This window comes from Halalkalibaculum sp. DA384 (genome assembly GCF_043951955.1).
Taxonomy (GTDB): domain Bacteria; phylum Bacteroidota; class Rhodothermia; order Balneolales; family Balneolaceae; genus JAMQKA01.
On the sequence record NZ_JBINJE010000003.1, the window covers coordinates 80,075 to 95,398 of the forward strand.

Here is a 15,324-nt window from a genome sequence, read left to right on the forward strand (position 1 = left end):
TCAATAAATCTATAAGTCAATAATTATCATTTCTTGTCTACCAGTTTCTTCAGCTCCGAGACCAGCATGAGCGATTCGATCGGGGTCATCCGGTTGGGATCGCAGGCATCCAGCTTGTCGATCAGCGTTTCGATGTTGGGATCGAGCTGGGTCTGGAACAGCGACATCTGGTCGATCTGCCCCTGCTTCTCCATCTCTTTTGTGGCTTTCTTGATCGCCTCTTTTTTCTTTTGGGCGCCCTCCTCCAGCGTGCCGTTGCTGTCGGTGATATCGATGCTGTGGTTCTCCAGGTTCTTCAGGATCTCCCTGGCCCGTTCAATCACAATGGAAGGCAGGCCCGCCATATCCGCCACCTGGATGCCGTAGCTGTGATCGGCCCCGCCGCGCACCAGCTTGTGGAGAAAGACAATCTCCCCGTCATGTTCCTGCACTTTCACGTTATAGTTGGCAATGTGTTCATACATGTTTTGAAGCTCATTCAGCTCGTGGTAGTGGGTGGCAAACAGCGTTTTGGCAGCCACGCTCGGCTGGTTGTGCAGGTACTCCGCCAGCGACCACGCAATGCTGAGTCCGTCAAACGTGCTGGTGCCGCGACCCACCTCGTCCAGCAAAATAAGCGAGTTGCGGGTGGCATTGTTCAGGATGTTGGCGGCCTCGTTCATCTCCACCAGAAACGTACTTTCGCCGGCGGCAAGGTTGTCGGAAGCCCCGACCCGCGTAAAGATTTTATCCACAAGCCCGATGTGTGCCTTTTCAGCCGGAACGAAACTGCCGACCTGGGCCATCAATACAATGAGGCCGGTTTGACGAAGAATAATGCTCTTACCCGCCATATTGGGACCGGTGATAATCAGGATCTGCTCATCCTCATTTTCCAGGTGCAGGTCGTTGGGGATAAAGGGCTCTCCGGGGGGGAGGGTCTTCTCCACAACGGGATGGCGTCCTTTCGTAATGTCGATCACCTGGTCGTCGGCGATATTGGGCTTGCAATAGTTGTTGTGGTAGGCCACCTCGGCAAAACTGTGGAGGCAGTCGAGTTCGGCCACGGCCTGGGCGATCTGCTGTACCTCTTCGGCGTACTGCGCTACATACTGCCGCAGCTCTTCGAAAAGCTCATATTCCAGCGTCTTGCTGCGCTCTTCGGAGGACAGGATCTTTTCCTCCACCTCTTTCAGTTCGGGGGTAATATACCGCTCGGAATTGACCAGGGTCTGCTTGCGGTTAAAATGTTCCGGCACTTTATCGGTATGCGTGTTCGTCACCTCGATGTAGTATCCAAACACCTTGTTATACCCAATTTTAAGCGACGGGATGCCGGTCTCCTGCGAAAGTTCATCCTTTAGCCTGGCGATGTAGTTTTTCCCATTGCGGGCCACATCGCGGAGTTCATCCAGCTCCTCGTTGTAGCCGTCTTTAAAGATATCGCCGTCGCGCACGCTGGCGGGCGGATCCTCCTGTATCGCTTTCTCGATCTTCTCCTGCAGTTCAATCATCAGCTTCAGGCGATCGCGGATATCCGTCAGCAGCGGCTCCTGCAGCTTGTTGAACTGCATTTTGATGCGCGGCACCTGCGCAAGTGACTGCTTCAGCTTCATCAGATCGCGGGCGTTGGTCCGCCCCACACAGATGCGCGACATCAGCCGTTCCAGGTCGCCCACCTGTTCCAGCTCCTCACGCAGGTTTTCACGAACTTCGTGGTTCACATTCAGTGCCTCCACGGCATTCAGACGCTGTGTTATCGGCTCTATCCGTTTCAGGGGGCGCATAATCCACTTGCGCAGCAGGCGCCCGCCCATGGCCGTGCTGGTCTGATCCATAATGGAGATCAGCGTGCCCTCGGTGCCGCCTTCCTGGATGCTCGTAATCAGCTCCAGATTTCGCTTCGTGGAACTGTCGAGCGCCATATATTCGTTGTTTTCAAACGCCTTCAGCCGCTTGATATGTCCCAGTGACGCCTTCTGGGTATCCTGCACGTAATGCAGCAGGGCGCCGGCCGCCACCTGGGCGACTTCCTGTCCTTCTACACCAAACCCCTTTAACGAATGGGTTTCAAAATGATCGGTCAACAGGTTGTAGCCGTAATCCCCCTCGTATACCCAGTCTTCCACAAACGTGATATTATAATCCTGAAGCTCTTTCGGCACGTTGTTTTTTAGCTTTTTCTGCAGGATAAGCTCCGATGGCGTAATGGAGCGCAGCAGGTCCAGCAGCTGATCTTTATGCACCTGACTGAGCTGGAATTCGCCGGTGGAGACGTCCACGAACGAGAGGCCCGCCGTATCGCCCGACCAGCAGATCGCCGCCGCGTAGTTGTTGCGCTTGTGTTCCAGCAGCTTTTCCGACATGGTAACGCCCGGCGTGGTGATCTCCGTCACTTCGCGATCCACCACTTTGCGTCCCGCATTCTTGGCTTCCGAGGGATCCTCCACCTGTTCACAAATCGCAACCCGGTGGCCGCGCTTCACCAGTTTGGGCAGGTAGGTGTCCAGGGCATGGTAGGGGAAACCTGCCAGCGGCGTCTGGTCGCTTCCGTTGTTCCGCTTGGTGAGCGTGATGCCCAGCTCTTCGCTCACCGTTTTGGCATCGTCGTCAAAGGTTTCATAAAAGTCGCCCACGCGGAACAGCAAAATTGTTCCCTCGTACTGATCCTTTATTTTTTGGTATTGCCGCATTAACGGGGTCAGCTTTTTGGTCGCTGTGCTCATCTGCCTTATACTTACTTAATTTGACTTTTCAGAATTAACGGGTTTATACTTGGCTCACAGAATTTCTGTTCAGCATATTTCATGTTGTAAACACCGGGCCAGCTGAGAAAGGAAATATTGTTGCTGAACGATCAAGTGCAAATTTTTTTTATTATTCCAGTATATCGAAATTCAATCATCCGTCGTGTTGACTAACAAGGATAAGTATAAGGAATTCTGGCGGCTCATCGTAAAACTCGTCTTAAAGAAAGATGTTTTTTTCAACGCGTCCGCGATTACCTTCAACCTTTTTATCTGTGCCATTCCCTTTACGCTTCTGTTGATCTCCATCATAGGATATGTGCTCTCCTACGAGGAGGCGTTCAGGGAGATCATCCGCTACGGCCAGGAGCTGTTTCCCAGTTTCGCATTTGAATCAAAAAGCGGGGATGTCTACAAGGGAGCCATCACCCTTCAAACCCTGCTGAAACCGCTTATCGGGGTACGGCGCATTTTTGGTATAGTGGGCGTGGTAATCCTGATTGTATTCGCACAAGGCCTGTTCCACACGGTAAAGCATGTGGTGTTCGAGGTTTTTGAAATCCAGGATCGAAAGCACCCCGTTCTAGAAATGGTCTACAACTTCTTTACCTTTGGAGTTGTGGGAGGGGTCTTCATCTTTTTCAGCCTGGTCATCTATGTCGTTTCCTTTATCTCATTCGACCAGCTCACCGTACCCTTTACCAACCGGATTATTGAACTCAGCTGGATTTTTGAATTTCTGAATACGATTATTCCTGTCGCATTTACCTTCCTGCTATTCTACATCATCTTCCGTTACATAAGTGAAAAACGGATGCAGCCAAAGGTGGCATTTGTCGGGGCCCTTGTGTATACCGTACTGTTTGAAATAGCAAAATTCGGCGTAGGCATTTATCTTGATTACGCCTTCCGGGCCTACCGCTATTTTTACCAGGGATATGCCATTGCCGTGGTAATCGGGATCTGGGCCTTTTATTCGGCCGCCCTGCTCGTATTTGCTACCATTGTTGCCCGTGCTTATCAAGAGGTATTTGTAGATGCCCGTCATTTGAAAGAAAATCCCTACACCTCAATTTCCTGACCACCATGTCCGCTGCCAGGCTCACTGAAGACTTCTACCTTGATCCCGATGTGACACAGGTTGCCCGCAACCTGGTGGGAAAGGTGCTTTGCACCCGCCTGCACAACCAGCCCCTGACGGCGGGCCTGATCGTGGAAACAGAGGCCTATTCCGGCAACAACGACAAGGCCTGCCATGCCAACAACGGCACCCGGACAAAACGAACGGAAGTGATGTACCATCGCGGCGGGGTGGCGTATGTCTATCTCTGCTATGGTATTCACCACCTGTTCAACGTAGTAACCAATGAAGAGGATCACGCCGATGCCGTACTGATTCGGGCCGTGGAACCTGTAGAAGGTATTGATACCATCCTCGAACGCCGAGGGGCCGACACCCTGACGCCCGCCGTTGCCGCCGGACCGGGACGGCTGACCCAGGCCCTCGGTATCACCACCGACCATTACGGGTACGACCTTCGGGGAGAGCAGATATGGATTGAGGATCGCGGGTCGCTGATCTCTGAGAGATCCATTACCAGCTCGCCGCGCATCGGGGTAGAGTATGCCGGGGAACACGCCGGGCGAAACTGGCGCTTCTATGTTGAGAAACATGCGTGGGTAAGCTGAATACTTTCTCAACAACCCCTTCAAAAAAAAGAGCCCACCCGCTATGGATGGACTCTGACAATAAATACAAAAGGTGGTATCTACTAGCTCTCGCCTTGCACAGACTGGAGCCGCTGCTTTAATTCCTGGTTGGTCTGAACACCTCTCATTATCTGCTGGAAACGTTGCGGCGTCAGTCCTTCATCCTGTATCAGCTGTACAAATTGCTGCTGGGCCTGCTTATTGATTTTCATCAGCTCCGGCTGAATTGTCTTGATTTTTTCCTGCTCTTCCTGGCTGGGCTGTACCGACGACTGCGGATTTCGCTGACTCATCATTATTTTCTGGAAGCGGGCAAATTCCATCCCCTCATCCTCTACCAGGGTTTGGACTTCAGACTGTACTTCCTGCTGGATGGACTGCGCAGAGTCGGTAATATTTGAAAATTTTTGCAACTCTTCATCAGAGACATCTTCAGGCGCCGCTGGTTGGGGAGGTTGCATCTGCTGCTGACCGCCTTGCGCATACGCTACAGAGGCAGCAATAAATAACATTAAACAAAGAGAGAGAGAGGTTCTGAAAAATTTCATATAACTATAGATTCCACGGGTTTTAATTGAAAATATGACCTTAATGTAACCATTATTTTCCCCGATCTAAAACATGGCGTTGGGTTCTCCCTGAGAGCGGCAGCTTAATTTTAAAAATTAATTTAACATTAAAGGAAACTTTTTCCTAGTAATGCATTAAGGGGGGAGCGATTTAAAGCGACACTAACCATAACTTCACTACCAAATCATTTATGATCTCATTAAAATCCGTTACGAGTAGTTTTCTCGCCCTTCTCTTTATATTATTCAGCGGGGCATTTACCCCCATCAGGAACATGGCTGCCACAGCGTGGGAAATTGACAAGGCACACAGCAAAATTTCGTTTGAAGTCACCCACTTCTTTACCCCGGTTTCCGGACAATTTACCGATTACAATTCCGACATCAACTTTGATCCCGATAATCTCGGGGAAAGCAGTGTGGATGTAGAGATCCAGGTAAGCAGCATCGACACGGACAACCAGAAGCGGGACGGGCACCTGCAGTCCGGCGATTTCTTTAACGCCGCGGAATATCCCACCATCACGTTTTCCAGTAACGAAATAGTAAAGAAAAGCGGGCAAAACGAATTTGCCGCAATAGGTACCCTCACCATCAAGGATGTGAGCCGGGAAATTGAATTACCATTCACACTGCTGGGCATTCGGGACCATCCGATGCAGGAAAATACGCAGCTGGCGGATATTAAATTTACCCACTCCATTAACCGGAACGACTACGACGTGGGAACCGGCGACTGGGTTGCGACAGCAGTAGTTGGCGGTGAAGTCGATATTACCGGTACGCTTGAGCTGAACAGCTCCTCCAGCTGATTTTATTGATCCCACGCCAGGATGGTCCGTCTAGCCCGGATTTCTCACGAGTATTTTGGATAAAATCCAGTAACTTTATGGATGACAACAACTTATGACATTTATTGCTGCCAAATTATCATTACAGTCTGTAACAGGCTGTGATATTGGCCTTTCAGCTGCGTTGTAGGACAAATCGCCTTGCTGAAAAACAAATTTCTTGGTGAGAAATCCGGGCTAGCGGCGGACCATCTTTTTTTATATCTCCTTCCAAAAACAAGCTGGATTTGTTGCATGAGGATTCCAATCTTGCGTGCAAATTGCAACCCAACATCAATATATGCGCATTGTATCGCTGCTGCCAGGCACCACCGAAATTGTTTGCGCTTTGGGACTGGAATCCCAACTCGTGGGACGCTCCCATGAGTGTGATTTCCCAGCCTCCGTTCGAGCTCTTCCAGCCTGCACCGAACCGAAATATCAGGCTGAAGGCACCAGCCGCCAGGTTGATCAACGGATAACAACGCTGATCCGGGAAGGACTTTCGATCTACCGCGTAGACGCTTCGCTGCTCGCCTCGCTGGAACCCGACATTATTCTCACCCAGGATCATTGCGAGGTGTGCGCGGCCTCCTATGCTGAAGTACGGCAAGCCGTACAGGAACAGCTGAGCAGCAGCGTCGAAATCCTGTCTGTTTCGCCCACCGATCTGGATGAGGTCTTTTTAGCAATTAACCAGATCGGTGAAGCCCTCGGGGTGCCAGAAAAGGGAACGGCGCTCATCAAATCCATGATCACCCGTTTCAATGAAATTCAGTCCAGGACCGGGCAGCTGCCCTCTCCTGAAGTTGTATCCATAGAATGGATCGATCCCCTTATGGCATCGGGCAACTGGTTCCCGGAACTGGTCCGCATAGCCGGCGGCACTTCCCTGCTCGGGACTGCCGGTGAACCTTCTCCCTGGATAGACTGGTCACAGCTGGAAGAGCAGGATCCCGACATTCTGCTTGTCTCTCCCTGCGGGTATTCGCTCAACAAAACGGCCGGCGAAATGATCACTTTGACATCACACCCCGGGTGGAGCCGGCTCAAGGCTGTTCAGCAGAACCGCGTGTTCCTGGCGGAGGGACACCACTATTTTCACCGGCCGGGTCCCCGGCTCACAGATTCTGCCGAGATACTCGCTGAAATCTTTCATCCCGGCATCTTTGATCCAGGCCATCACAAATCGGGCTGGATCAAATTTACTGCAAAGGCAGGAAAATAGCCGGAACAATCCAATATAAAGACGCCGCCTCGCAATCGAACTGAGGTTGACCACATCCATCCCGGCGGAACCTTCAAGAGGGGCTTTGCAAAGCTCCTGGTTTTTCAAAAACCTTTCAAATATGTTTCCAAAAAATAATATGGGGGATATTTTATTTAAAAGCCTGCAAACAGTACATTACGGTCAGGAGTGATACCGTTACCACGAGCAAACAGGTATTTTAATGAAAAGCAAGTTGACTAACACCGGGAGCAGCCGGGTACTATTTCTGTTTTTGTCTGTCTCTATCCTGGTTTCCTGCGGCACATTTTCAGGGGATATCGAACCGACCCTGGACGAGCTTGTGATGCCCGAGGGATTCCAGGTTTCCATCTACTCTTCGGAAGTTCCCAACGCCCGATCGATGACTCGAAGTCCCTCCGGAGTTCTTTTTGTGGGAACCCGCCAGGCGGGCAAGGTGTACGCCGTACTGGATGAAGATGGCGACTTTCAGGCCGACCGCGTCATTACGATTGCCGAAGGATTGGAGATGCCCAACGGGGTCGCTTTTCGGGATGGGGATCTGTACGTGGCGGAAGTCAGCCGGATTCTCCGCTACGACGATATTGAGGACCACTTGGAAAACCCTCCCGATCCGGTTGTCATTACCGACGATTATCCCACCGAGGAGCACCACGGTTGGAAATATATCGACTTTGGTCCCGATGGCAAGCTGTATGTTCCGGTGGGCGCTCCCTGTAATATCTGCGAGTCGGAAGACGAGATTTTTGCCACCATTACCCGGATTAATCCCGACGGCACAGGCCGCGAAATTGTTGCCCGCGGAGTCCGCAACACGGTGGGATTCACCTGGCATCCCGAAACCGGCAACCTCTGGTTTACGGATAACAACCGCGACTGGATGGGAGACGATCTCCCGCCGTGCGAACTCAACCGTTTGACGGAGCAGGGGCAGCATTTTGGCTACCCCTACCTGCACGGCAACGAAGTATGGGACCCCGAATTTGGCGAAAAAGGGAAGTCCATGGATACCGATTTTACAACCCCGGCCCAGCTGCTGGGTCCCCATGTTGCTCCGCTCGGCGTTACCTTCTACACCGGTTCCATGTTTCCGGCGGAGTACCAAAACCAGATTTTTATAGCCGAACACGGCAGCTGGAACCGAAGCGAAAAAATTGGCTACCGAGTTACACTTGTCCGGCTGGAAAATCGCCAACCGGTATCCTACGAGCCCTTTATCGAAGGATGGCTGCGGGAGGATGGATCGGTCTGGGGACGCCCGGTGGCCCTGCTCCAGCTTGAGGACGGTTCCATGCTCATTTCTGATGATCGAAGCGGCACCATCTATCGCTTAACCTATAACAGCAATCAATAACTCACTTTTTCATACACGCTTATGATGAGATCCCGACGATCAGGTAAATATCGCAATGTAGGTCTGCTTCTGCTCAGAATCGGCCTGGGCATCGCTTTTATCTTTCATGGACTTCCCAAGGTATTCGGGGGACCGGAAGCATGGACGGCTTACGGTACGGCCATGCAATACCTTGGAATCGATGCGGCGCCGATGTTCTTTGGTTTCATTGCGGGAATCACCGAACTGTTTGGAGGCATATTCCTAATGCTCGGCCTTTTTTATCGCCCCATCCTGGTCATGCTAACCCTTACGATGCTGGTGGCCATGGCCTCCAAAATCGGGGAGGGCGCGGGATACCCGGAGATCGCCCATCCCATGAAAATGGCGATTGTTTTCTTCAGCATGATTTTTATCGGCCCGGGCAAGTACAGCCTGGAAAACCGGCTCAACAAGCGGCGGAGGCTGTTTTAACAATACCTTGCTAAACTGAAGCATCGGAAGCGGTGACAGGCAAATTGACTTTCCGGGTATGCTCATCATCCAGAAATATTCAGGTTTTATCACCTTAGTCAACCTTGTATGGGTCGAAGCCGGGCCGGTTTAGAGTGAACCACCCCGTGCATTAACTTGTTTTTGCAATGGAGTGATCACTGAGCAGTTCAACATTATTTGAATCAAGGAAGGATAAGACGTATGCGTGCAATGGTGTTCAACAAGGCGGGCAAACCCCTGGAACTGCAAGAGTTGCCCCAACCGGAGCCGGGAGAAAATCAGCTGCTGATCAACGTACGTGCCTGCGGGGTCTGCCGAACCGATCTGCACATCCTGGACGGCGATCTTGATGAGCCCAACCTGCCCCTTGTTCCCGGGCACCAGATTGTCGGTATCGTCGAAGAGGTGGGGACGAAAGTCTCGGGATTTTCGCCGGGTGAAAAAGTGGGAGTGCCCTGGCTGGGCAACACATGCGGGCAGTGTGAATTTTGCCGGCAAGACCAGGAAAATCTTTGTGACCAGGCATTGTTTACCGGGTACGACCTAAATGGCGGTTTTGCTGAGTATACAGTTGCTGATGCCCGCTTTTGCTTTCCGATTCCCGCAGATTACCCCGATGAGCAAGCCGCCCCCCTGCTGTGTGCCGGGCTGATCGGGTACCGCTCGCTTCGCAAGACCGGAAATGCACAAAAGCTCGGGTTTTACGGATTCGGCTCATCGGCCCACATCCTCACCCAGGTGGCAAACTATCAACAAAAGGTGGTCTACGCCTTTACACGCCCGGGCGATACACAAGGGCAGCAGTTTGCCCGGCAGAAAGGGGCTGTCTGGTCGGGCGGCTCTGATGAATATCCCCCCGAAAAGCTGGATGCCGCCATCATTTTTGCACCGGTGGGGCCGCTGGTTCCACAAGCCCTCAAGGCGTTGAAAAAGGGAGGAACCGTGGTCTGTGCCGGCATCCACATGAGTGATATTCCCTCATTCCCCTACCATATTTTGTGGGAGGAGCGAAGCATTGAATCAGTCGCCAACCTCACGCGCCGGGATGGCCGGGAGTTCCTGGAGCTGGCTCCCCGTATTCCGGTCAAAAGCAACGTGAAAACCTACCCACTGGAAGAGGCGAACCGGGCCCTTAATGACCTGCGGGAAGGAAATTTCGAAGGTTCCGCGGTTTTAACAACAGGTTCTTAAGCTCGCAGGTGAAGACCTAAGCACGGGAGCTCACATAAAAACAACCGGCGATCAACAGCTGCTGTCGTGGTTATTTTGTTTTAAAATTGGTTAAGGCTGAATTAAATGTCATCTTGCTCCATATGGTCTGTCCTGTGACCTTTCACCTGTTGTGATATTAACCATGATTCTTTGTAAATTTGCCGCACTATCCGAGCGGTTAGCAAGACCCATTACCATCTGAATCGAAAATGCTCTTTATCTATGTATGATATTGTACTGATTCCGGGAGACGGTATCGGCCCCGAAATAACTGATTCCGTGACCACGATATTGAAAAAAGCCGGTGCCGAAATCAACTGGATCCGGTGTGACGCCGGGCTTAAAGCCTATAACGAGCTTGGCGATCCTCTTCCCGACGAGACGCTTGAAGCGCTGGATAAATACCGGATTGCGCTAAAAGGTCCGCTCACTACCCCGGTCGGTTCCGGCTTCAGGTCAGTCAATGTTGCACTTCGTCAAAAATTTAAGCTGTACAGCAATATCCGGCCGGCCAAAACGCTGCCGTATATCAAGACATCTTTCAAGGATGTTGACATGGTGATATTCCGGGAGAATACGCAGGGATTATACATCGGCAAGGAGCATTGGGTGGGACCCGAGCAGGGACATGCAGAGAGTATCGCGGTCGTTACCCGGGAAGCCAGTGAAAAAATCATCCGGGCCGCTTTTACATATGCCGAGCGCAACAACCGGAAAAAGGTGACCCTGGTTCACAAGGCCAACATCCTGAAACTCACTACCGGACTTTTCCTGGAGGTGGGACAGGAGATTGCCTCGGAATTCCCGGATATTGAATTTGAAGACCTTATCGTTGACAACATGGCCATGCAGATGGTCATGCGTCCCTACCGTTTTGATGTTATTGTGACCACCAACCTGTTTGGAGACATCCTTTCGGACCTGGCCTCCGGACTTGTGGGAGGACTTGGCGTTACCGGGGCCGCCAACATCGGGGATGATGCCGCCATTTTTGAGGCTGTCCACGGCTCGGCGCCCGATATTGCGGGCGAAGGCAAGGCCAATCCCATCGCCTTCCTGTTTGGAGCCCTGATGATGCTAGATCACCTGGAAGAGACCGAAATGGCCGAACGCATACGCCAGGCAGTGTACGAAACCCTGAAATACGAAAAGGTCTGCACCCCGGATATCGGCGGACTGGGAACCACCGAAACGTTTACACGATCGGTTTGTAATAACCTGGAGTAACTTTTTATAAAACAGTCAAAAACAGATATCAAAAATTCTATTGAAATGCATTTCCAAATATCTGCAAGAGACTCACTTACTTGTCATCTAGTCCATCCGCGGATTTACGATATTATTGTAGATCGAACCAAAGGTATAGCTCACCCCGATTGTTGCGCTCATTGAATAGTCGGTTGCCAGCGCTCTCTGGCGCAAGATAATTTCTTCTTCCGTCAAATCCTGTTTGGAGAGAGATAGCTGATCGTTAATAAGAGAGTACTCAAATCCAAGATCTACTGATAGACCCCGGTACACCCGAAATTCGACCGAAGTGTCAAATTCCAGGCGATTTTTGGTAACGTCATGCATGTAATGGCTACCCTGGAGTGAAGCATCAACCTGTCCCCATGTCTCAGTGATTTCCAATATGGCTTCAAGTTCCTGCTCCAGGAGCCGCTCCTTTGTTTTATTAAATATTGTAGTGTCACGATACTCCTGGAGGGAAGGGGTGATCCTGTATTGGATGCGCAGCTCACGCCGATTGTATTCCCTGTACGGAAAAATATTATACTCCAGTGTGGGGCTTGCTCCGGCTTCAAGATGAACATTATTGTAGGATGAAGAAGCCAGCCGTGAGGTCAGGCCGGCTGACCAGTGTTCACCAAGGCTTTTTGCGGCAAATCCCGTAAATGACTTGCTGATCGAGGTACTGATAATATCTTTCTTGTCGTCAAAAATAAATTTCTCTTTCTCAATATCATAATCCAGCTGTAGATCTATTTTCCACTCCGGGGTTACATGTGTTGCATCAAAGTCCCACTCAATTTCATAAGATTTCTCGCGCTCTTCCCCGTCATAATCAAATTCAACATCTGTTTCAAAAACCCAGTTATTCCATCCATCACGATCTTTTTGTGGAGACTCCATATCCGGCAGGCTAAAACTGAGATCGAAGTGATTGAACAGCGAGGTACTTTTCAGGTAGGGTAACAGCCCCAGTTTGATGTGACGAAGCAGTCCGGCCCGTTCCTCGTCGTCAGTGTCTGATTTGGCCGAGGCATACAAAAGAGTATCAGTTTCGGTTTGTAACTTGTTCTTCCCAATAAATTTGAGTGTATACTCCTCGCCACCACTCGCAGTACCGACATCTGTGATTAAAAGATGAATATCAGCATCACTGGGATTCCTCACAAAATTGATGAACTTAATTTCAGATCGCAGGTAGTCTTCATAGCATCCCGAGCAATCCAGGTAAACATTCAGCATATCATATTCCATCTCAGAAACACGGTCTTGCGCTGCCAATTGGTCAATACAGGTAAAAAATACCACGATACCAGTTAACAAAGTTACCTTATGCAGCAGCTCGTCATTCATAATTATGCTTTTCATTTATATTACCCGTCCTTAGATAGTCGTATCTCTTTTGAAGCCATAATTAAATGACGAATAACGAGATATCTGAAAATATTCGACCAACGAGTGAAGGGGCACTATAAAAAGCTGATTTGATCAAAAAGAACGTTCGTAGATAGGTCTATTCCGTTCATACCAGGAGAGTTGTCGTTCATCCTTTCTTTTATCTATTTACATCAAATTAAAGTATTATTTACTCTCCTATGTGAGACCGGAAAATCAACGACACACTATGCAGATCAAAAAGCGGCTAAAAGATATCTTTTTTAGCGAAATCAGTATTTTCATCTTCTTGTGGCTGCTCTACCTGATAGCCCCGATCGAGCTTGATATGAGTGACAATGACCTCGACCTGGATGTTAGCGAGGTGGCTATGGTCTGCTACTATATGTTGCTCGTGGGCATCAATAATTTTTTACTCATCCCGCGCTTCCTGTCTCAAGGCCGTGCCTACCTGTACCTGGGGCTCATTTTGGCTACACTTTTGTTATTTAGTTTTGTAGATGATACAATGATGGAATTCCTATTTCAGGGAGATGACGATCTGAGTTGGGGATGGTCGGGCGTGCGCAATTCATTTTTCCAGATGGGTATTCTGACCATCTTTTTCGGGAGCTTTAAACTGTTGTGGGATTACCAAACCCAGAAACAACGAATGAATGCACTGGAAAAAGAGCGCGTTGAAAGTGAACTGAAATTCCTGAAATCCCAGATCAACCCTCATGTGCTGTTCAACCATCTGAACAGCATCTACTACTACACAATGGAAAAATCTGAGAAGGTGCCGGAAATGGTGCTCAAACTCTCCGATGTAATGCGCTATATGCTGTACGAGGCCAATGAAAAATTTGTACCCCTCGAAAAGGAGATTGAGTACATTGAGAATTTCATCGAGCTGGAAAAGATTCGACATGAGGGCCAGGGACGGGTTATATTCAATGTGGATGGACGGATTGATGGAAAGCGTATTGCCCCGCTGCTGCTGATCTCATTCATTGAAAACAGTTTTAAACACAGCCACCAGACGAAGACAGACGATATCCTGATCATCATCAATATCGGTGTAGAGGGTGATTGGCTGAATTTCACTGCTGTCAATAACTGGTCGGACATCGACCAGGAGAACCTGGAAGGAGAGTCGGGGATCGGGCTGCCCAATGTCAAGAAGCGACTTGCACTATTGTATCCGGATCAGCACTCACTGCAAATAAACAAGGATGGTGAGCTGTTTATCGTTCACATGCGAATTAAATTGGATCATGGAAAAGATTAAGTGTCTCATACTTGAGGATGAAAAACCAGCCCAGGGCGTACTGAAAAATTATATCGGAGACGTCCCATACCTTGAACTGATTTCCGTTCATGCAAATCCGCTGGATGCAATGGAGATGCTGCAATCAAAATCTGTTGACCTTATTTTTTTGGATATCAATCTCCCCAAGATCTCGGGTCTAAATTTTTTGAAATCGCTCAATGATCCTCCCGAAGTGATTATCACCACTGCATACTCCGAATATGCCCTGGAAGGTTTTGAATTAAACGTAGCAGATTACCTGCTGAAACCCATCTCGTTTGAGCGGTTCCTGAAGGCGGTTTCGTCTCTTAAAACAGGAACGCAACAGGGCGAAAAACCGGAAGAAGTCACTCAAGTGGCTGCTGAAGCTCACTCGTTTACTTTTGAAAAGGCGGATAACGTCATTTATAAAATTGATTATCAGGCAATCAGGTATATTGAATCAGACCGTGATTACATACGACTGTTTATGGATGAACGGAAACTCATGTTCCGCCAGTCTCTAAAATACTGGGAAGAAATTCTACCTGAGCGCAACTTTGTGAGAGTACATAAATCGTACATCCTTAACATAGCACAGATTACACGCATAGTGGGCAACCGCGTGTACCTGGGAGAGGATGTCATTCCCATCGGCCGAAGCTACAAGGATGATTTTATTGAAAAAATTGAAGATTGTAACTGAAGTTGCAAATGATGCCTTTTTAAAAAATGCTTTGAATGCCAGTGAGTCTATTAAAGTGTAACCTTCCTAATCCAATGCTTTAGCAAGCAGGAGTATCAGCACAGCGGAACAGGAACCTGAAATATGATATCATTTTTTGTTCCTGTATTATCTCACAAACATCCATTTTTTAGGCGTATATTCCTTTGCAGACAAGCGTCAATATAAACGCGTTATAAATATGAAATGGTTGCTAACTTTATTAATCCTACTGCCATCCATCCTGCAAGCACAAGAATACAAGGTCGAGCATAGATGCCAAGGGAATAACAAACATACGATGGTCGTTGAATACCACGATCTTTACTATGTTGTCGTTACCCCCGAGTATTTTCAACACAACTGGACAATTCGGCATCTGGATGGAATCAGCTTCGGCGGTCAAGGGACCCTGCATTATTCTACCAATGCAACCCGCTCCAATCAAATGGAAGTGAATATTATCTCACAATCCAAGTGGAAGTATTCCGGCCGGACAGGTGCGATAAATGTTTGCAGAGAGATTGTAAAAGGCAATTCTTACTGAAAGAGTATAGGAACACCCGAAAGTTTATGAAAGA

Annotated in this window: 14 protein-coding genes; 11 read left to right on the plus strand and 3 right to left on the minus strand. The window is 49.3% G+C overall.

The genetic code is table 11. The features are described from left to right. Positions 1-26: 26 nt before the first annotated feature. On the minus strand, positions 27-2,705 hold the full coding sequence (gene mutS / locus ACG2E4_RS02755) for a DNA mismatch repair protein MutS (protein WP_395275639.1): 2,679 nt from the start codon (positions 2,703-2,705) through the stop codon (positions 27-29). A 184-nt stretch (positions 2,706-2,889) separates the two neighbouring features. Between mutS and ACG2E4_RS02760 the strand changes: the two genes are divergently transcribed. Further along, complete coding sequence (locus ACG2E4_RS02760) at positions 2,890-3,807, plus strand: YihY/virulence factor BrkB family protein (RefSeq protein WP_395275640.1); 918 nt, start codon at positions 2,890-2,892, stop codon at positions 3,805-3,807. Positions 3,808-3,812: 5 nt separating this feature from the next. Further along, entirely contained in the window at positions 3,813-4,415 is a 603-nt protein-coding gene (locus ACG2E4_RS02765) for a DNA-3-methyladenine glycosylase (RefSeq protein ID WP_395257162.1), read from the plus strand. An 83-nt stretch (positions 4,416-4,498) separates the two neighbouring features. Here the strand turns inward: ACG2E4_RS02765 and ACG2E4_RS02770 are convergent, their stop codons facing one another. Continuing rightward, a complete protein-coding gene (locus ACG2E4_RS02770) occupies positions 4,499-4,948 on the minus strand; it encodes a DUF4168 domain-containing protein (protein ID WP_395275641.1) in 450 nt (149 codons plus the stop codon). A gap of 248 nt (positions 4,949-5,196) precedes the next feature. On the opposite strand from ACG2E4_RS02770, the gene ACG2E4_RS02775 reads away from it, so the two are divergent. From ACG2E4_RS02775 to ACG2E4_RS02800, 6 genes are all read left to right on the plus strand, one after another. Beyond that, positions 5,197-5,817, plus strand: a complete 621-nt coding sequence (locus tag ACG2E4_RS02775) for a YceI family protein (RefSeq protein ID WP_395275642.1) — start codon at positions 5,197-5,199, stop codon at positions 5,815-5,817. 319 nt (positions 5,818-6,136) lie between these two features. Beyond that, on the plus strand, positions 6,137-7,063 hold the full coding sequence (locus ACG2E4_RS02780; RefSeq protein ID WP_395275643.1) for a cobalamin-binding protein: 927 nt from the start codon (positions 6,137-6,139) through the stop codon (positions 7,061-7,063). Between the two features lie 223 nt (positions 7,064-7,286). Then, a complete protein-coding gene (locus ACG2E4_RS02785) occupies positions 7,287-8,438 on the plus strand; it encodes a PQQ-dependent sugar dehydrogenase (RefSeq protein WP_395275644.1) in 1,152 nt (383 codons plus the stop codon). Positions 8,439-8,459: 21 nt separating this feature from the next. Then, a complete protein-coding gene (locus ACG2E4_RS02790; protein ID WP_395257172.1) occupies positions 8,460-8,891 on the plus strand; it encodes a DoxX family protein in 432 nt (143 codons plus the stop codon). A gap of 222 nt (positions 8,892-9,113) precedes the next feature. After that, complete coding sequence (locus ACG2E4_RS02795; protein WP_395275645.1) at positions 9,114-10,103, plus strand: zinc-dependent alcohol dehydrogenase family protein; 990 nt, start codon at positions 9,114-9,116, stop codon at positions 10,101-10,103. 243 nt (positions 10,104-10,346) lie between these two features. Next, on the plus strand, positions 10,347-11,351 hold the full coding sequence (locus tag ACG2E4_RS02800) for an isocitrate/isopropylmalate dehydrogenase family protein (protein WP_395257176.1): 1,005 nt from the start codon (positions 10,347-10,349) through the stop codon (positions 11,349-11,351). A gap of 87 nt (positions 11,352-11,438) precedes the next feature. On the opposite strand, the gene ACG2E4_RS02805 is transcribed toward ACG2E4_RS02800, so the two are convergent. After that, a complete protein-coding gene (locus ACG2E4_RS02805; RefSeq protein WP_395275646.1) occupies positions 11,439-12,722 on the minus strand; it encodes a hypothetical protein in 1,284 nt (427 codons plus the stop codon). A gap of 256 nt (positions 12,723-12,978) precedes the next feature. Here ACG2E4_RS02805 and ACG2E4_RS02810 point away from each other — a divergent pair, with 256 nt between their 5' ends. From ACG2E4_RS02810 to ACG2E4_RS02820, 3 genes are all read left to right on the plus strand, one after another. After that, positions 12,979-14,019, plus strand: coding sequence for a sensor histidine kinase (locus tag ACG2E4_RS02810; protein ID WP_395275647.1), 1,041 nt, complete (start codon positions 12,979-12,981; stop codon positions 14,017-14,019). Further along, positions 14,006-14,725, plus strand: coding sequence for a LytR/AlgR family response regulator transcription factor (locus ACG2E4_RS02815; protein ID WP_395275648.1), 720 nt, complete (start codon positions 14,006-14,008; stop codon positions 14,723-14,725). Before ACG2E4_RS02810 ends, ACG2E4_RS02815 begins: the two co-directional genes overlap by 14 nt. Positions 14,726-14,945: 220 nt before the next feature. Next, the gene (locus ACG2E4_RS02820) at positions 14,946-15,290 is read left to right on the plus strand and encodes a hypothetical protein (RefSeq protein WP_395257180.1); all 345 of its coding nucleotides are present in this window, start codon (positions 14,946-14,948) and stop codon (positions 15,288-15,290) included. Positions 15,291-15,324 lie beyond the last annotated feature (34 nt).